Origin of the sequence: Corynebacterium sp. (genome assembly GCF_030530965.1) — a bacterium.
Taxonomy (GTDB): Bacteria; Actinomycetota; Actinomycetes; order Mycobacteriales; family Mycobacteriaceae; genus Corynebacterium.
Map to the genome: position 1 here is coordinate 36,308 of NZ_JAUMTY010000011.1, position 17,828 is coordinate 54,135.

Annotated in this window: 17 protein-coding genes and 1 rRNA gene; all 18 read right to left on the reverse strand. The window is 56.2% G+C overall.

The features are described 5' to 3' along the window. On the reverse strand, nucleotides 1–326 hold a 326-nt coding region (locus Q3981_RS03735; RefSeq protein ID WP_303124038.1), incomplete at its 3' end, for a S4 domain-containing protein. Nucleotides 327–576: 250 nt separating this feature from the next. Continuing rightward, nucleotides 577–1,269: a dethiobiotin synthase gene (gene bioD, locus Q3981_RS03740; RefSeq protein WP_303124040.1), complete on the reverse strand. Its 693-nt coding sequence runs from the start codon at nucleotides 1,267–1,269 to the stop codon at nucleotides 577–579. 67 nt (nucleotides 1,270–1,336) lie between these two features. Then, nucleotides 1,337–2,662, reverse strand: coding sequence for an adenosylmethionine--8-amino-7-oxononanoate transaminase (locus Q3981_RS03745; protein WP_303124046.1), 1,326 nt, complete (start codon nucleotides 2,660–2,662; stop codon nucleotides 1,337–1,339). A 24-nt stretch (nucleotides 2,663–2,686) separates the two neighbouring features. Continuing rightward, the gene (gene scpB, locus Q3981_RS03750; protein WP_303124048.1) at nucleotides 2,687–3,271 is read right to left on the reverse strand and encodes an SMC-Scp complex subunit ScpB; all 585 of its coding nucleotides are present in this window, start codon (nucleotides 3,269–3,271) and stop codon (nucleotides 2,687–2,689) included. Between the two features lie 67 nt (nucleotides 3,272–3,338). Continuing rightward, nucleotides 3,339–4,154, reverse strand: coding sequence for a ScpA family protein (locus Q3981_RS03755; protein WP_303124077.1), 816 nt, complete (start codon nucleotides 4,152–4,154; stop codon nucleotides 3,339–3,341). A 17-nt stretch (nucleotides 4,155–4,171) separates the two neighbouring features. After that, entirely contained in the window at nucleotides 4,172–5,071 is a 900-nt protein-coding gene (locus Q3981_RS03760; RefSeq protein ID WP_204088408.1) for a ParA family protein, read from the reverse strand. Nucleotides 5,072–5,357: 286 nt separating this feature from the next. Continuing rightward, nucleotides 5,358–6,260 (reverse strand): site-specific tyrosine recombinase XerD, encoded by a 903-nt coding sequence (gene xerD / locus Q3981_RS03765; RefSeq protein ID WP_303124080.1) that lies wholly within the window; start codon nucleotides 6,258–6,260, stop codon nucleotides 5,358–5,360. Between the two features lie 139 nt (nucleotides 6,261–6,399). Further along, nucleotides 6,400–7,059, reverse strand: coding sequence for an NUDIX hydrolase (locus tag Q3981_RS03770; RefSeq protein WP_303124052.1), 660 nt, complete (start codon nucleotides 7,057–7,059; stop codon nucleotides 6,400–6,402). A gap of 136 nt (nucleotides 7,060–7,195) precedes the next feature. Further along, nucleotides 7,196–8,860: a CTP synthase gene (locus Q3981_RS03775; RefSeq protein ID WP_303124054.1), complete on the reverse strand. Its 1,665-nt coding sequence runs from the start codon at nucleotides 8,858–8,860 to the stop codon at nucleotides 7,196–7,198. A 237-nt stretch (nucleotides 8,861–9,097) separates the two neighbouring features. Next, a complete protein-coding gene (locus tag Q3981_RS03780; protein ID WP_303124056.1) occupies nucleotides 9,098–10,057 on the reverse strand; it encodes a copper transporter in 960 nt (319 codons plus the stop codon). 28 nt (nucleotides 10,058–10,085) lie between these two features. Beyond that, complete coding sequence (gene steA, locus Q3981_RS03785) at nucleotides 10,086–11,279, reverse strand: putative cytokinetic ring protein SteA (RefSeq protein WP_303124059.1); 1,194 nt, start codon at nucleotides 11,277–11,279, stop codon at nucleotides 10,086–10,088. A gap of 111 nt (nucleotides 11,280–11,390) precedes the next feature. Then, on the reverse strand, nucleotides 11,391–13,100 hold the full coding sequence (gene recN / locus Q3981_RS03790; RefSeq protein WP_303124061.1) for a DNA repair protein RecN: 1,710 nt from the start codon (nucleotides 13,098–13,100) through the stop codon (nucleotides 11,391–11,393). Between the two features lie 89 nt (nucleotides 13,101–13,189). Next, nucleotides 13,190–14,104 carry an NAD kinase gene (locus tag Q3981_RS03795; protein ID WP_012731492.1) on the reverse strand — a complete coding sequence of 305 codons (915 nt, stop codon included), beginning with the start codon at nucleotides 14,102–14,104 and terminating at the stop codon, nucleotides 13,190–13,192. Next, nucleotides 14,101–14,964 carry a TlyA family RNA methyltransferase gene (locus Q3981_RS03800; RefSeq protein WP_303124064.1) on the reverse strand — a complete coding sequence of 288 codons (864 nt, stop codon included), beginning with the start codon at nucleotides 14,962–14,964 and terminating at the stop codon, nucleotides 14,101–14,103. The genes Q3981_RS03795 and Q3981_RS03800 overlap by 4 nt, the downstream gene beginning before the upstream one ends. Then, complete coding sequence (locus Q3981_RS03805; RefSeq protein ID WP_303124066.1) at nucleotides 14,924–15,130, reverse strand: hypothetical protein; 207 nt, start codon at nucleotides 15,128–15,130, stop codon at nucleotides 14,924–14,926. The genes Q3981_RS03800 and Q3981_RS03805 overlap by 41 nt, the downstream gene beginning before the upstream one ends. Then, nucleotides 15,121–16,224 (reverse strand): HAD-IIA family hydrolase, encoded by a 1,104-nt coding sequence (locus Q3981_RS03810; RefSeq protein ID WP_303124068.1) that lies wholly within the window; start codon nucleotides 16,222–16,224, stop codon nucleotides 15,121–15,123. Before Q3981_RS03810 ends, Q3981_RS03805 begins: the two co-directional genes overlap by 10 nt. Before the next feature lie 67 nt (nucleotides 16,225–16,291). After that, a complete protein-coding gene (locus Q3981_RS03815) occupies nucleotides 16,292–17,209 on the reverse strand; it encodes a tetratricopeptide repeat protein (RefSeq protein WP_303124070.1) in 918 nt (305 codons plus the stop codon). Nucleotides 17,210–17,544: 335 nt separating this feature from the next. Continuing rightward, a 5S ribosomal RNA gene (gene rrf / locus Q3981_RS03820) occupies nucleotides 17,545–17,661 on the reverse strand. Nucleotides 17,662–17,828: the final 167 nt, after the last annotated feature.

A 17,828-nucleotide genomic window follows, 5' to 3' on the forward strand; every position in this document is an offset into this window, starting at 1 on the left:
ACACCGCGTGGTTTGTTCAACGCGAAGTACTGCATCGATTCGTCGACGACGACTCTGCTGCCATCGACGCGAATTACGTCATGATCGGGATCCACGCGGACGCCCTGACGGGTCACGATGTCCCCGTTGACCTCGACGCGCCCCTCGTCGATGAGCTTTTCTGACATCCTCCGCGAGGCGACGCCAGCAGCGGCCAAGACCTTTTGCAGGCGAATGCCCTCACCTGAATGATGGGCGGGTGATGTGCCCTTGACGTGTTGATGGCGGGCGGGCTTGGCCTTGGGTACGTATTCCGGTGTGCCGTCACGGCGAGCGGTAGAAGCCACGATGTGGACCTTTCCGTATTTATGCGTTATTTACACTTTTGAAAAACAGGAGATAACGTGGCGCCGGTTCATAGCATCAAAAATAAGCGGGCGTCCACGCAAAACATATGGTGACCGGTGAGTCTATCACGTTCTTTACTCGTGTCATTATCTTGACGAGCGTGGCGACGCAATCGCCTGGCAGCACATCTGCCAGGTGCAGACTCACCGGCCGACGAACGCGGTCACGCCACCATTCAGCCTATAGCAGTTAATCGCTCTCACGAGTGACCCGACCGACAACATCTGGTACGAAAAAGTCGGGCGCCTCCTGCACGAACCGCTGCTGAGGCCACTCGCCAGCTCCCTCGGGTATGTAGCCCAAGACATCGGTCCCGGTAACCACCGGCAAGTCTTCCTTATTGCACCGCGTCGCCAAATCTGGGGAGTCCGGAATGGACCCACCTATTAAACCAAGAACGGTCAGGCCCCGGCGTGTGGCAGCTTCCACCGTCAATTCAGCCTCATTCAAACTTCCGAGGCCTGTTGAGCACACAACAATAATCGGGGCACCCAGTTCTCGAGCCAGATCGGCAATAGTCCAGTCCTGACCAATACGCACAAGGAGCCCGCCAGCGCCCTCGACAAGAACAACGCGGCCAGGCTTATCGAAAGACTTGATCTCTTCGGCAACGGTTGTGAGCTCGGGGTATGGCATATTCGCCCGGCGCGCTGACGTCGCTGGGGCGAGCGGTTCGGGGAACCGGTACAGCGTCTCCGCTTTATCAATACCGGTCAAGGCGGTGATGCGGGGAGCGTCGCCTTCGCCTTCGGGTTCACCAGTCTGCGCTGGCTTCACGATGAAGGGCTCATATCCCCTTTTCTGAAGGACGCAGGCAACCGCTCCAGTAGCGACTGTCTTGCCGACATCTGTCCCTGTTCCCGTCATGATGACAATGCTCATTGTTAATCTCCTCTCATTAGGTCAGTGAATAATCCTGACCGAACACCTCTGTGATGACTCCGGTCACTTAGGCCGACGCAGCGACAACGTTCCGCATCGCCGCACAGATTTTTTCGATATCGCTGCTGGTCGATATAAACGGCGGCATGCTATAAACCAGTTTTCCGAAAGGCCGAAGCCACACTCCCGACTCCACGGCTACCTTCGTCGCGACCTTCATATCGACAGGGTGAGCTAGTTCGACGACGCCGATAGCGCCCAGGACACGCACCGAGGACACCTGTTCGGCGTCGGCAAGTGGAGCCAAACCGCGGCGTAAGTCCTGTTCAATGCGCGGAACTGTCGATCGCCAGTAGCCGTCATCAATGAGGTCGCCCGCAGCACGAGCCACCGAGCACGCCAGTGGGTTGCCCATGAAAGTCGGCCCGTGCATTAAGGCTCCGCCGCCCTCGGGCATCGAAATCACCTCGCCTACGCGCCGAGTGGTCAGCGTGGCGGCAAAACTCATCATTCCCCCGGTCAGGGCTTTGCCGACGCACATAATGTCTGGGGTGATCGTAGCCGCCTCGCAGGTAAAGAGACTTCCCGTGCGTCCGAAACCTGTGGCGATCTCGTCGGCAATGAGGAGGATGTCGTGGTCATCGCACACGCGGCGAAGGCCAGCGACCAATCGTGGGTCGTGGAATCGCATGCCGCCGGCCCCCTGCACGACAGGCTCGATAATCACTCCCGCGATGGTGTCGTCGATATATGTCTCGAATTCACGTAGATAAGACTCGAGCTCATCGTCGCTAAGGCGCGCACCACCGGAACCGTCGTCACCGTCAGAATGGCCCACGTCGCAGAGCGGATCAGCTGGGGGTTCGGGGGCGAAAACTTGTTCCACCAAGGTGCCTCGCCATAGAGAGTGCATGCCGCCCTCGGGGTCACACACACTCATTGGCCCCTGAGTATCGCCGTGATACCCGCGTCGCCACGTCACGAGCCGGTTGCGCTCTGGATGGCCATTCCCCATCTGATATTGGAGGGCCATCTTGATGGCGACCTCAACAGAGACCGACCCCGAATCAGAATAAAAAACCAGGTCAAGACCCTCTGGCGTGATATCTACCAGCCACTCGGCTAAATCCACCGCCGGTTTGTGAGTCAGTCCCCCAAACATCACATGCGGCATCTGATTAATTTGCCTGTGCGCGGCCTCAACCAAGTGGGGGTGGCGGTGTCCGTGTGCTACAGCCCACCAGGAACTCATCCCGTCAATGATGTTTCGACCATCGTCAAGATGCAGCGTAACTCCTTCCGCGGACGTCACGGGGATGGAAGGTACTGCTGCTGGCATCGGGCCGTATGGATGCCAAATATGTTCTTGGTCGAAACGTGCAAGATCCTCCATACTTGCCACCCTACTGAACAGTGTTCAGTAATCTGCGATGGCCTCATCAATCGCTTCCACATCAGGTAGCAAAGGCGCCAAGTCTGGCAGCTCAGAGACATCCGACAAGCCCATCGTCTCTAAGAACAACTCAGTTGTGGCATATAAATGGGCCCCCGACGTCTGCTCCTCCCCCACTTCCTTCACCAAACCACGCAGCGCCAAGGTTCGCATGACCCCGTCACAGTTAACCCCGCGGACAGCGGCGACTTGGGAGCGGGTGACCGGCTGGCGATAAGCCACCACCGCGAGGGTTTCCAGTGCCGCTCGCGACAACTTCGTTTGTGCTCCATCCAGCAAAAATGCCTCGACGGCGGGCGCGTGCTCAGCCCGGGTGTAGAGCCTCCACCCATCGCCGACGTGGCGCAGTTCAATGCCACTGCCCCGTTGATCGAGTTCGTCTCTCCACTCTTCGATGACTGCGCGCGTGTCTTCCTCCGACGCACCCACCGCGCGGGAAATGTCGGAAATAGGGGCAGGATCGTCCAACACCAGCATCACCGACTCCACTGCCGCACGAAGCGCAGAGATCTTCGGTAAATTATTCGGGTTCGTGGTGGTATCTGTCACTTCGCCGATCCTCGTGTCTGCCAATCCTCGTGTGTGAGGTACTGACCCCTAGTCTCGCGACCGGAAACTACTCCCAGTTCGCGGCCGCAACGACTGCTGGATCAACCTCAAGGCCCGTCCACGCCACTAACATTTCTCCCAAAGGCTCATCTTGGTCGATGTCAGTGGCATGAGCTTTAAATAACTCTAACAATGCTAAGAACCTGCCGACGACTTGCATCGATACTGTGCAGTCGGAGGTCAATTGCTCAAATGAGCACCACGAATACGCACCGACGGAATGCAGCATGGAGAGGATGCGCCCGGCTTGCTCCGGGACAGACACGGCCACAGAGTGAACATGGGAGGTATTCACCGTCTCAGGTGGGCGGGGGCGGAACACGGCTGCCGCCATCTCCGCAAACGATTGCGGGGTGTGATCAATCCGGACCGGTGGCAACAGAGACGCGAATTTTTCTTCCATGCCAACCGCGCGCGGATAGCGTCGGGCAGCATGTGCGTGCCGCACGCGCAACTCGTCGGCGATCTCCTTATAAGCGCGATATTGAAGCAATCGAGCAAACAGCAGATCTTGGGTTTCTAAGAGCGCCAGATCTTCCTCGCTATCGACCTCACCCCGAGGCAACAGACGCGCCGTCTTCAAATCCAATAAGCTCGCCGCAATAACGAGGAACTCCGTGATCTCATCGAGGTCCTCAGTTTTGCTCAGGCTTCGCGTATAGCTGACAAATTCATCCGTGACCTGCGCAAGAGCAACCTCGGTCACGTCCATTTTGTGACTGTGAATGAGTTGAAGGAGAAGATCAAACGGGCCCGTAAAATTCGCGAGAGCCACACGGAACCCTGTGATTTCCTCTTGGACGCCCTCGCCATTAGAGGGCATCGCAGCATCCGAGTCGGTCACTTACTCAGACGCTCCACCATTTCACTGGCCACGCCCCGGTATTGTTCCGCGGCTTCCGACGTCGGCGCCCAGGTCGTAATAGGTTCTCCTGCTACTGACGTCTCGGGGAATCTGACGGTCCGCGTAATAACGGAATCGAATACTTGGTCTCCAAAGACCTCAATCACGCGCTCCATCACTTCCCGCGCGTGAAGAGTTCGTCGATCAAACATCGTGACCAGTATTCCGATAATTTCCAGGTTAAAGTTCAGTCGATCGCGAACCTTATCAACGGTATCGGTCAAGAGAGCAAGGCCACGCAAAGAGAAATACTCACATTCCATCGGGATAATGACTCCCTGCGAGCATGCCAAGGCATTCACGGTGAGCAGACCAAGTGACGGCTGGCAATCAATAATGATGTAATCGTATTCGCCCATCACCGGCCGAAGAGCCCGGCCCAGGCACTGCTCACGCCCCACTTCATTAACTAACTGAATTTCCGCTGCGGATAAGTCAATATTGGCAGGGACCAAATCCAAACCCGAGACAGCGGTTCGGTGGATGGTCTCAAGAATCGACGTCGACGGATCCACCAACAAGTTAAATACCGTGAGATCTAATTCATCATGCGGAATGCCCAGGCCAGCTGACAGTGCCCCCTGAGGGTCGAGATCAACGAGGAGGACCCGTCGCCCATATTCAGCTAAAGCCGCTCCCAAGTTAATGGTCGACGTCGTCTTGCCGACGCCACCCTTCTGGTTACACATCGAGACGATCGTTGCTGGCCCATGGCGATCGAGCTGAGGCGGCTCCGGAATCTGTCGGCGTGGGCGACCAGTCAGCCCCAGCTCGGGCGTCGGGTCGTCGAAAAGACCATCACCCTTATCCGACTCATGTGGAGACGATGCAACCACAGTCAATCCTTCCTCCGGAACTTGTCGTCGATACACGCACGCAGATCATTGTCTCGAGCAATGCGATGCATTCGGCCACCATGCGTACAGTGCAGCAACGATGAAAACCATCGATGTAATTCGACTATTACTCTACAATACGAAGGGGCTATGGCGCAGATGTCAAGGATTAAAACTTGACATAGTTCAAGTTCGTATTGAGAACTTAACGTGGCATTATGCCGAAAACCGGGCCGACGACGACGAACATACATAGAGTCAAGGTCGAGACTATTCCACAGCCGACTTATGCCCGAGGATGCGACGTCGCATACACTTCCCGAAGATTATCAATAGACACGGCGGTGTAAATCTGCGTCGTCGTCACGCTTGCGTGCCCCAAGAGCTCCTGAACCGCCCTAATATCCGCGCCACCTTGAAGAAGATGAGTCGCATACGAGTGTCGCAACGTGTGAGGTCCTACCGAATCGCCGAGCCCACAACGTTCCGCTGCCGCGTGGAGAAACTTCCATACCGATTGCCGGCCCAAACGGTTACCCCGAGCATTCAGAAATAACGCTTTATCGCTCCGCTTGACCATCGAGGGGCGACCACGGACTAGCCACGCATCAATAGCGTGAAGCGCCGGCGCACCGATCGGAACGAGTCGTTCCTTCCTCCCCTTTCCCACGACACGCACAAACGCGTGATTTCGATCAATTGAATCGATGTCGAGATTAAGGGCCTCGCTAATTCGCATTCCCGTGCCATACAGAAGTTCAATAACGGCACGGTCGCGAAGAGCAATCGGGCTACTCGACTCATTCACCGGGCACGACTCAATGAGCCGATTGACCTGTTCCACAGTCAGAGCATGAGGCAACGATTGACCGGAACGCGGAACAGTCACTCCTGCAGTGACGTCCCGAGCTAGTTGCCCTTCCTCGTGGGAAAACCGATGCAGAGAACGAACGGCGACGGTTGCACGCGCAGCAGACGACGCCGCCAGAGGCGACCACCCCAACGTCGAGTCCCCTCGTCGTAAATCCGCAATAAATTGCTCGATATCGGGCTCATCGACGCTATCGATGCTGAGATTATGCTGATCCAGCCACGCGACATATTTATTCAAATCACGTTGGTAATTCGACAACGTATTCGGGCTCGCGTTCTTTTCCACGGCAAGGTGATCGATATAAGCAGCCACCATGTGGGACGCGTCCGCTCCCGAGTGCTGCCCCTCGCGAGGCTCATCCGCAGGCGGGGTCAGCGGCCCTGGAGTCGACGTAGAAGACATAACCTCACACTTCGTTGTGCGCAGAGAACTCAACTACACGCGTGTGACGCGCTCACTCATGGTGGGTTTCTCCAGGTAGTTTATCTGTCACCGTCACCTTGAGATCTGCAGTCGATTTCCCTGCTTCACGCAACTGTGTTTCGCGGCGCTCAGCCAATCGATACGGGCGCAAAGTATAGGGTTCGTCGACACTACGTGGGGAAACATCGTTTCGTATCACCTGCGCAGCCATCAAGATCCCGGATGTCGCGATAGCATTGCAAATCGTCCCATCCATGATCTGAGAAACGGCAGTGTCCAGATCCACCCACGTCGACGTCAAATCAGCCTCTTCATCATCCGATTCTGGACGATCAACGTCGCTAAGATCCCGCGCAAGATATACGCGAACGGCCTCTTCACAGAATCCAGGCGACGACACAAGATCCGACAACAGGTCCCAACGCTCAGCGGCGAGGCCCACTTCTTCCTGCAGTTCACGGGACGCAGCCTGAAGGGGGTCTTCACCTGCAGCGTCCAAGAGTCCGGCAGGCAATTCCCATAGCCGTCGACCCACGCTATGCCGATATTGGTGGATCAGCTTCACGCGTTTCCCGTCGAAAGCCACCACAGCGACGGCACCAAAGTGCTCGACGATTTCACGTCGTGCAGATGATCCACCCGGCATGGAGACAGTATCCTGCCGAACCGCAATAATCGGTTTGTCGAGCAAATACGTAGATTTCTCTACCGTGAAGTCGTACGACCCCGGGCGGCTCTGAGCCGACGGGTTCGCGCCCTCATCTAATGAGCCGGTATCAGGTGTGTTGTCTGACGGATTCGTGGCTAGTCCTCCTCACTTACCGTAACTACTTTTCCTCATCATTCTTGTGCTTCAACCCAGCTTTAACCAGGGCAGCGAATAATGGGTGAGCTTTTGTCGGGCGAGACTTATATTCCGGGTGAGCCTGCGTCGCAACCATGTACGGGTGGTCCGGATACTCAATAAACTCAACAAGTTTTCCATCAGGAGAAGTACCAGAGAACTTCAGTCCAACGCCATCGGTAATCCGTTGACGGTACGCATTGTTGACCTCATAGCGGTGACGGTGACGCTCCGAGACCTCTAGCGTCTGGTAGGCCTCAGCCACCACCGAACCCTTGTCCAACACAGCAGGATAAGCACCCAAACGCATGGTCCCACCAAGATCCGCTTCTCCGGAGACAGCAGCAATCTGCTCGGCCATCGTCGAGACCACGGGTTCCGTCGTCTGGGGGTCAAACTCGGTTGAGGACGCGTCGGTAATTCCCGCGGCGCGCGCAGCCTCAATCACCATGCATTGCAGGCCCAAGCACAGACCCAAGAACGGAACGCGATGCGTCCGTGCGTAGCGGACCGCGCCGATCTTGCCTTCAATTCCACGAATGCCGAAGCCACCCGGAACGACGATGGCGTCCACGTTTCCAAGCTCTTTTTCTGCACCCTCCTCGGTCTGGCACAAATCCGAGGGGACCCACTTCACGCGGGCACGAGCATTATTAGCAAATCCACCTGCGCGGATAGCTTCTGTCACGCTGAGATACGCGTCGGGAAGATCGATGTACTTGCCCACCAGAGCCACGGTCAACTCATGCTCCGGCTCGTGGACTTTCCGAAGCAACGAGTCCCACTCTTCCCAGTCAACATCGCGGAACGGCAAATCCAGCCGACGAATGAGGAACGCATCCAGGTGCTCGCGGTGCAAAACTTTAGGAATTTCGTAGATGGAATCGGCGTCGGGACAGGAAATAACACCTTCCTGATCAACGTCGCACATCAAAGCGATCTTTGCCTTGAGTGGCTCCGGAACTTCACGATCACACCGGAGGACCAGTGCGTCTGGAACGATACCGATCGATCGCAAGGCGGCCACTGAATGCTGAGTCGGCTTGGTCTTCAACTCGCCTGACGGAGCAAGATACGGAACAAGGGAGACATGGATGAAGAAAATGTTCTCTCGTCCCACGTCATGCCGTGTCTGACGTGCAGCTTCAAGGAATGGCTGGGATTCGATATCACCGACAGTTCCGCCGATCTCCGTAATAACGATATCGGGGCGAACACCATTTTCATCCGGACGATCCATCGTCAAAATGCGATGCTTGATTTCATCCGTAATGTGGGGAATAACCTGCACGGTATCCCCGAGGTATTCTCCGCGGCGCTCCTTGGCAATGACCTCAGAATAAACCTGCCCCGTGGTCACATTCGCGTTCCCCGACAAGTTGCGGTTTAAGAAACGCTCGTAGTGCCCCAGATCAAGGTCGGTTTCCGCACCATCGTCGGTCACAAACACTTCCCCATGCTGGAACGGGTTCATTGTCCCCGGATCCACATTCAAATAGGGATCAAGCTTCTGCATGGTGACTTTCAGGCCACGTGCCGTCAGCAGTTGACCTAATGAGGATGCTGTCAATCCTTTACCCAGCGATGAGGCAACACCGCCGGTGACGAATACAAATTTGGTGACATGCTCGGCGCGCGATTGCGACACTATGCTCTCCCGAGGATCGATGATGGACGGTGATCAATGCAGGACAACCGCAACTGGCTTCGTAGAGCTCGCCGGTTAACGGAAAATCCATCGGTCAAAGTGGCAATTATCGGTAGATATCCACAATCCCTCGGGACTTCAGCCTAACACGAAACTTTCACCATCGTCACTTTCACCGTCGTCATTTTGCGGTACACAACCAACCACAGCAGCGGGAACCCAGGCCAAGAAGAGGCCTTACTGGGCAACGGCCGCCGTTGCACCGTCCATAATTCCGTAAGAGCCAGTTTTCCCTGTGATGACGTCAGCTGAGGCACGAATTGCACTGACCTGCCCCGTGACATGGTTAATGTCATCGACGGTGGAGATTTTGGCTTGGGAGTTCTCTTGCCCATCGTGGGAATCACGAAGTCGAGCAATAACCCCGTTGTCTTCGGCCGCGCCGGGACGGGACGCAGCAACAACACCAGACCCGTTGTGGCCAAGGCCTTCAGTGAAATCACGAAGGAAGCCTGCTACATAATCATTGTTTCCCTTTTTGCCGTCAGAACCTCCGGTGATGAGAATAGCCACATCGGCCGGTTCATCCAGGCCGTCGGCAGTCAGGAAATCTCCCTGAGTTAGTGAATCCCTGACTATTTTTCTCTCCGGGCCGGTCGATTGCTCTTGAGCATTATCTCCGCCTTCACTCTTCTTCAAGAAGGCGCCGCCCATCAGTTGCCCGATATGCCAGCCGGGTGACGAATTTCTCTCGGACAGTTGGACACCTGCCGGTAGCGTCGTCGCGGCAATGGACTTGAGGTCATCACCGCCGTCGCGAGAAACAAATTTGTCTTTCAGCCCAATAGTGCCAGCGACGTGGGCACCTGCAGGTTCAATGAGGCCATTAACAGCCTTCACATCATCTTTGTTGACGTCAGGCGTGGTGATGATCAGCACAGCCTTATCCTGCAACCGCCCTTTGACCGCATCCGGTGCAAGCGTCACCCCGAGTTGGTCGGCCGCCTGAACACTCTTATTAGCCTGGTTACGTTCCGCGGTGACTGAGTCGACCTTGCGCTCGGTATCAACATTGTGCCGGGTGATGTGGCTGCTCGCGCCCGAGTGTGGGCCTAAAACATACACGCCGAAGACGGTTCCGAGCGCAATTCCGCACGCCGCGCCGGCAACTGCAATGCCTGATCGATTGTGAGACAAACTGTGCTCCTATGGCTGTAAAACTGCCTTACTTGAACAGATTCTGAACACTAATCGCGAAACTGTTCCACGTATCTATCAGGTTGTTGATAAATGAATCATCACCTGACAACCCCGAAATAAGAATAATGGTGACCAGCGCGATAATAATGGCAATGACTGCCCACACCCATCCCAAGCCCGACGACCGCACCAGATAAAGCTCATTCACGGCGGAGGCATCGACCAACCGGGTACCGACTCGCGCACGAGTCAGCAACGCTGACGGAGCAGCATCCCGCTGATTCTCATCAAACAACGTCTCAATATCAAAGGGTGAACCACAATTAACGACGAGTGACGCGCCATGATAGCTAGCGATGAGCAATGCCAAATCCGTGGCTGAGTCGGTGGCCGCTGGGAAGGTCATCGCGCCGATGCCCAGGTCCTGGATTCGCTCCAAGCCTGCAGCGTGCCCATCAGGATCGGCGGGCAAAATCACCGTTGCCCCGGAGCGTAACGCGCGGTCGTTAATGAGCTCAGGATCGCCCACGATGATCGACGGCTTGTATCCCTTGTCCACCAGGACGTCAGCTGCATTTTCCACACCGATAAGCAGCGGATCGTATTCGCGAATAAACGAGCGCAAGTCTTTAAGCTGCGACTCGACGTCGGCAGACGGGCTGACGACGATAACTTTGCGGTCTTGGATGGGGACATCAACATCTGGGATTCCTAAACCGTCGATGAAAAGCGGCGATTCGGAACGCACGAATTCTGTCACGTTGCCGGATAACGCTTCCATGTGATCCGCGAGCTGTTCACGCGAATCCTCAAAGACTGCTACGGCCCGGTCGAGGGTAATTTCCTTACCTCGAGCGACTTCGTCATCTCCTCGGTAGAAAGTGCCTTCGTCGAGGCGATATTTCTTCCCAGATTGAAGAGCCTGCCGCCCATCAGAGCCGATACCGTCGATAAAAACAACGCCCGCGTCGATAAGCATCTGGGGACCGAAGCGAGGGATACTCCCCTGCTCTGTCTCTACCTCTGTCGCGACTGCGGAAACATGCATGTCAATAAGGCGCTGGGCCAGGCCTCGAGGGATTTCGGGCCCATCAATGATGGCAATATCGCCTTCAGCAAGCTTACGCAGCTCTTTTGAGGAGTGAGCGATATCTCGAACCGTGGCGTTGAGCCCCGGCAGATCCGACTGCGACCGAGAGAACAGTTTCATGGGAGCCATCATTCCTGATTACCAACCGTTATGCACAGAGGCGCGCCGACTAAAGAGTCATCTCGGTCAGATATCTGCTGGTACGAGGACTATAAATCCGACGTTTCTTACGGACGCTTCTTACGCCTGCGAGCGTTCGCGGGCTGCGGTGGCCAACAATTCCTCGGCATGTGCGCGTCCAGTATCGGTGTGGTCCAAACCGGCGAGCATTCGCGCAAGCTCTTCAACGCGCTCGCTCTCCGCTAGGGTTTTGACGCCCGACGTCGCCGCCACTGAGGCATCGACACTTTTCGTGACAACGAGATGTTGATCGGCGAAAGCCGCTACCTGTGGCAGGTGAGTAACAACAATCACCTGGCACTGTCGTGATAGCCGCATAAGACGCCGACCAATCTCCACCCCGGCGCGTCCTCCCACGCCGGCGTCAACTTCGTCGAAGACGATCGTTGTGCCGCGTCGTTCAGCGGAGAGGACAACTTCAAGGGCGAGCATGATTCGGGATAGTTCACCGCCCGAAGCCGCCTGTGTCAGCGGACGGGGTTCGGCGCCGTCATAAGATCGCAGCCGAAATTCGACTTCATCGGTCCCATTTTTTCGGAAGACGGTATTTGTTGTTACTGCGATGTCGAGCGACGACGTCGGCATCGCCAAGCCCCTCATTTCTTCCGTGACCGCTTGTTCGAGTTTCCGTGCGGCACGTCGGCGAGCAGCGGTTAGTTTTTCGGCGATCTCTCGGGTCTTTGTCCCTGCTTCTTCTGCTTCCTTGGCTAGTTTTTCAATTGTTTCGGTGGAGGTATCGAGGCTTTCCAACCGCTTGTAGGCGTTATCACGCCATTCCAGGACCTCGTCAATATTCGCGGCATATTTTCTCGTCAACTCATTTAACTGTGCTTGACGTTGAAGTGCAGCATCGAGTTCACCAGGGTCAGATGAGAGCCCGCCCAAATATCTGCTGAGGTCGGATGAAATGTCGCCTACCTGTTCAAGCAGGTTGTGAATTTGCGTTCCCAGGTGAACCAGCTGCGAATCACCGCTGGATGCCAACGCTGATTGGGCTTCCCCCAGGAGGTCGATAGCCGATGACGTTTCCTCGGTATCGTCGGAACTTAACGCCTGAAAAGCTCTCCCCGCGGAGTCTCGGAGCGAATCAACATCCTGCAGTCGCTTAACCTTGTCGACGAGTAACTCGTCTTCATGCGGCGTGGGACTTACGGCCTCGATCTCGTCGAGGGCGAATCGGAGCCGATCTTCTTCCTGAGCCATTTCTCGACGATGCTGTTGGCGCCTCGTGAGTTCGCGTGTCACTGACCGCCACTGGTCCCTCAACACTTGGTAGCGCGACTTAATGGCCGCAATTTCGGGGTCAAACGAATCGAGGGCATCCCGCTGCTGATCCGTCGACAATAAACGCAATTGATCATTTTGACCATGGATAACTAGCAAATTATCCACCACAGCTGCCAGTCGTCCTGCGGTGACGGTCCGCCCGCCGACGTGGGCACGTGATCGACCTTTCGACGAGACTGATCGGGACACGACGACTTCGTTGTTTTCGGTATCCCCGCCGACGTTTTCAATTTCATCCGTGATGGCAGCACGGTCAGCTTCGTCGATCTCTGAAAAGTCAAAGATGCCCTCGACGAATGCTTGGGACTGGCCTTCTCTGACCCGCGACGAATCAGCCCGTGCACCCTGAATGAGTTTCAGGCCCGACAGTAAGAAGGTTTTACCTGCGCCGGTCTCACCAGTGAGAACAGTAAGGCCGGGCGCCCATGATGCGGTAGCGCTAGGCAAAACTCCCAGGTTCTCAATGCTGAGTTCAACGAGCACTAGTTTCCCCTTTCATACACGTGCCTACCGACCGAAAGCTTTTTCGACGTCCGCATCGTATCCCAGCTCTGGCGACCGAGGCTCGTGCGTTACTTTTTGGGCCCCCGCCACCCGGAGACAGGCAGGCGAAACTTCGACACTAGACGGTCCGTAAAAGGTGCCGCGTCTAGCCTGACCCACCTGACTGGTTGATCGCCACGACGGACTTCCACCCTGGATCCGGGCGGGATAGGGATTCTTCTGATCCCATCCAGGTTCGCCGTCGCCGACTGCGTTGATGTGTTTGTTTCTATGGCGACCTCGGAGAAGGGGCTCACCACCAGAGGTCTTGCGAACAATGCGTGGGCGTTGTTCGGGACAACAAGGATGGCGTCCAGCGATGGCCATAGAACAGGACCACCGGCTGAGAACGCATATGCGGTGGACCCGGTGGGAGTAGAGACCAGCACTCCGTCACATCCGAAGGAACTCACAGGGCGTTGATCCACTTCCAACACTGCATCGAGCACGCCTTGTCTATCCACGTTCTCCACGGCCACTTCGTTAAGGGCCCAGCCACGGCCGAGGTTTCGCCCGTCGGGACCGTGAACACTGACCGAGAGCGTCATACGGTCTTCCACACGCCAGCTGTGATTGATGACGAGCTGAAGCGCCTCGGGGAGGGACTCTTGCTCCCATTCAGCCAAGAAACCGACGTGGCCAAGGTTGATCCCCAAGACGGGTAGATCGGCAGCATGAGCAATATCGGCGGCACGTAAGAAGGTTCCGTCGCCCCCGAGGACGAGTACTAGCTCAATCCGCGCCGTATCAACTTCTCCTGATCGAAAAATCGGAAATGTGCCGAGGACCGGGTGCTTCGTAATGGGGTCCGACGACTCACTGGCGAGGACCCATACGGTCAGCCCTGCGTCCTTCAGATATTCAGCAGCTTCCGCCGCCGCTGCCAAGTTTGAATCCCGCCCTGTGTTTGCAACAAGCAGAATTTCCCGATTCTTCTCCGTCATTGAGGTCCTTCCTGCACTGCTGCCGACACCATGGATTCAAGTTTACCGGGTTCAATGGCCCGGACCCCACCATCCTTAACAAGCCATAAAAAATACTCCACATTGCCGCTGGGCCCCGGCAGAGGCGAGGCGACCACACCACGAAGCGACAGCCCAAGATTCTGAGCATACCGGGCGACGTCCACTGTTGCGCTCGTCCGCAGGCTTTCCGAGCGGACCACACCGCCGTGCTCTAAACGGTATTTCCCTACCTCAAACTGTGGCTTCACCATGGGTAGGAGATCTGCTCCCCCACCCATGCACTCAACGATCGCCGGGAGAACCAATTTCAGAGAGATAAACGACAGGTCCCCCACCATCAGGTCACATGGCCCGCCTGTCAGCTCCGGGGTCAGGTGACGTACATTCGTCCTGTCTACTACTCGGACCCGTTCATCATTTTGTAGGCGCCAGATTAGTTGCCCATAGCCGACGTCGACAGCGACGACTTCGCGAGCCCCGCGCTTGAGACAAACGTCGGTAAAACCTCCTGTTGAGGCTCCCGCGTCTAATACCCGACGTCCCTCGAATGACAGGCCCTCGGGTTCGAAAGCATCACACGCTCCAAGGAGTTTGTGAGCCCCACGCGATGCCCAATTATCGTCGACGCTTTTCTCCACTTTGATGGATATACCCGGGTCAACTCGGGTTGCTGGCTTGGTGGCTTGGAATCCGTTAACCATGACGCGGCCGCTGCGAATCATCTCAACGGCCTGGTCGCGTGATCGCGCAACTTTACGGTTTACTAACTCAGCGTCGAGGCGACGTCGACTAGGCTGCTTAGTCACGGGAATCCTCCAAGGCCTGATGAAGAAGATCATGAGCCTTCTCGAGGCGATCAGCTTCTGCAGAGAGTTCAGAGGGGTCTCCGTCGAGGATTTCGTACATGTGCGCTGATAATTCGGCGTTTAATTCCTCGAGCGATTTATTCGCTTCAGCCAGACGTTGCTGCCTGAGACGTTCGACGTCGCCGGGTGTTATCGCCATGTATCGATCACGCTTTGTGCAGTCGAATCGGTCGCTGTCACCTGTGTCACGGCGGGAGCTCCGTCTTCCCATGCTGCAGCAATCGCGGTCAGCAAGGCGGCGTGGCGTCGTCGATCAGACAAGCGAGCTTGCTGGGTCGAATCTGCACCGTCCGGGGATTCTTCGGACGAGCCCTCGAAGGCCTCGCCGTCAACGGACGACAGTTGCAGAACGCCATCCGACGTCAGCTCTGCTTTCCACCCTTGCTTCGGCCCAGGTGTCGACCGATCAATCGGGTCGAACAAGGCCATCATATCGGCGGCGATATATGTGGGTCGCTCAGCAGGATCCGCAGTCAGAAGGTCTTTGTGCCCTGATATCCCGGTAATGACCATCAAAGATGGGATTCCCGCCGCAACGCCTCCGGCAATGTCAGTGTTAAGGCGGTCGCCCACAGCCAACGGGCGATCAGAATGGAGTTCTTCGGCCGCCTGGGTAAACATGTCACCGGCTGGTTTTCCGGCAGAATCAGGGGTGACTCCCGTTGCCGTGGTAATCGCAGCAATCATCGACCCATTTCCGACGGTCAATCCACGCTCGGTGGGCAACGTGGTGTCCATATTCGTCGCCACGTAGACCGCACCGTTATTAATTGCCAGTGCAGCTTCTGACATTTGCGGCCAGCCTGTCGTCGTCGCGTGGCCTTGGATCACAGCAGCTGGTTGATCGTCGGCCGACGTGACGACGCTAAACCCGGCTTCGTTGACGAGGTCTTTGAGCGAGTCTGATCCCAATACGATGACGCGCGAGCCTGCGGGAATTTTGCTGGTCAGCAGCGTTACTCCAGCTTGCGCGGAGGTTAAGACTTCGTTCTCAGAGGCAGGAATACCCATCTCCTGCAGAGCCTCGGCAACGGCGCTAGGTGAGCGGGAAGCATTGTTCGTTATGTACTTCAAACCGACGTGGGAGTGAGCCTTGTTAAGGGCCGATACTGCTTCCGGGATTGGTCGTGCACCGTGGTACACGGTTCCGTCGAGATCGAGGAGTAACGCGTCGGTGCGGTCGATCAAACGCTCGTCAGACATACCAGCGCTGTCATTGCTTGAGGCGGCCATCAAATCTTCCTTACTGGATATCATCCGTAGGGATCAGTACATAACGACACCGTACGGTGTGTTTATCTTAATTGAGCTCAGCTAAGCGTTCTTTTGCGTCAAGAAGCTCGTCGGGATCATGATCGATTGTCTTTTGGAACCACGCCTTCGCTTCTGCAGTTCTCCCTGCAGCAGCTAGCGAATCGGCGTAAGCGTAGAACAACCGAGGAGCTTCCTCATCTTTCCGCTTCTCATCGAGATTCTCTTGTTCAAGCCCGACGACGGCTGCGTCGTATTGCTCTAAGTCTCGACGGGCACCAGCCACGACAATCGCGAGTTCCTCAGCCGAGTTTGAGTCAAGGAGCTTCGCCTGGTCCGATGTACCGAGGGAGATGGCTTTCTCGGGGTGTCCTAGTCCGCGTTCGCAGTCGGCCATGACGGCGAGCAGGCCCGGTCCCCCGGAGATTCGACGCGCCGCCCGGAGCTCGGAAAGAGCCTCTTTCCATTGGCCGGCATGGTAAGCCGCGATGCCACAGGTCTCACGGGCAATGGACACTCGTCCTGCTCGGTCTTTCGCTGCGCGAGCGTGCTTAAGAGCGAGCTCGGGATCCTCTTCCATGGCTAAGGCACTGGCTACCATGTGTTTCGCCACGACCTCGGCATTCTGTTTCGAAAGGCTGCGGAGGTCCTGCCGGACGGTCGGATCTAAATCGCGTTCAGAAATATCGGGTGGGAGTGACGGTTCATTGAGGTGCTTCTTAGACCGCTCTTCCCGGTAACCGCTCTTCTTCGGACCCGAACGTCCTGACGCGTACTTCGCCTTACGATTGTTGCCACGGTGGGAGTTCTTTTTATTAAAGTCGCGATTATTGCCCCGGTGTTTCCTGTCGCTAGAGCCGGACTTGTCGTAGCGCTTTCCGCGATTACCGCCGCTAAATCCACCCGAACCGTGTTTTCGGTTGGCAGCAGACCCACTGTGGCGTTTATTTGATTCGGATTCGTTCATAGTACTGCTCACTTCTTAACAGATTTTTGTAAAACACGTGTCATCACTGTGTTTGATGTGCTGGAGCACCGATGACAGCAATGAGTTAACCGAGAAGATAATAGCAGAGGTTAAAAGAGTAGTTTCAGCGGAACGGATGGTGGACGGAATCGCGTTGGGGTCTGTGCGAACTGAATACGCCCTGAATGGCTAGAAAACTCTATTCCCCCGATTTTCTTAAGTGCTTCACCCGTTTTACGGGTGGGCTCATACATAAAGGTGTGTGGTGCGGGCCCACCCCCCACAGGCTCAGGCTCGCACCACACACAAACACTGTATTCAGTTCTTTACGTTACGGTTGGCGGCGACCTACTCTCCCACACCCTCCCAGGTGCAGTACCATCGGCGCAGGCAGGCTTAGCTTCCGGGTTCGGAAAGGGACCGGGCGTGACCCCACCGCACTAACCACCAACACAACCAAAAAGGACAACACAACCCGACACCGGGGGGCGTGCTGCACAAGACACCAAACAGCAGACGCAAGCAACCAACAAAACCCTTTTCGCACCATGCCACAAAACGATTGTTGTTGTTTAGTTCGGTCAATTAGTACCGGTCACCTCAACACCTCACAATGCTT

What these genes read in the sequence shown, in the direction of transcription:
- steA (WP_303124059.1), bottom strand. Translation starts at nt 11,279, where the DNA reads ATGGCTCCCATGAAACTGTTCTCTCGGTCGCAGTCGGATCTGCCGGGG.
- bioD (WP_303124040.1), bottom strand. Translation starts at nt 1,269, where the DNA reads ATGAGCATTGTCATCATGACGGGAACAGGGACAGATGTCGGCAAGACA.
- Q3981_RS03810 (WP_303124068.1), bottom strand. Translation starts at nt 16,224, where the DNA reads ATGGCCGCCTCAAGCAATGACAGCGCTGGTATGTCTGACGAGCGTTTG.
- Q3981_RS03795 (WP_012731492.1), bottom strand. Translation starts at nt 14,104, where the DNA reads ATGACGGAGAAGAATCGGGAAATTCTGCTTGTTGCAAACACAGGGCGG.
- Q3981_RS03815 (WP_303124070.1), bottom strand. Translation starts at nt 17,209, where the DNA reads ATGAACGAATCCGAATCAAATAAACGCCACAGTGGGTCTGCTGCCAAC.
- Q3981_RS03755 (WP_303124077.1), bottom strand. Translation starts at nt 4,154, where the DNA reads ATGCCCTCTAATGGCGAGGGCGTCCAAGAGGAAATCACAGGGTTCCGT.
- xerD (WP_303124080.1), bottom strand. Translation starts at nt 6,260, where the DNA reads ATGGTGGCTGCTTATATCGATCACCTTGCCGTGGAAAAGAACGCGAGC.
- Q3981_RS03745 (WP_303124046.1), bottom strand. Translation starts at nt 2,662, where the DNA reads ATGGAGGATCTTGCACGTTTCGACCAAGAACATATTTGGCATCCATAC.
- Q3981_RS03805 (WP_303124066.1), bottom strand. Translation starts at nt 15,130, where the DNA reads ATGGCGATAACACCCGGCGACGTCGAACGTCTCAGGCAGCAACGTCTG.
- Q3981_RS03800 (WP_303124064.1), bottom strand. Translation starts at nt 14,964, where the DNA reads ATGATCTTCTTCATCAGGCCTTGGAGGATTCCCGTGACTAAGCAGCCT.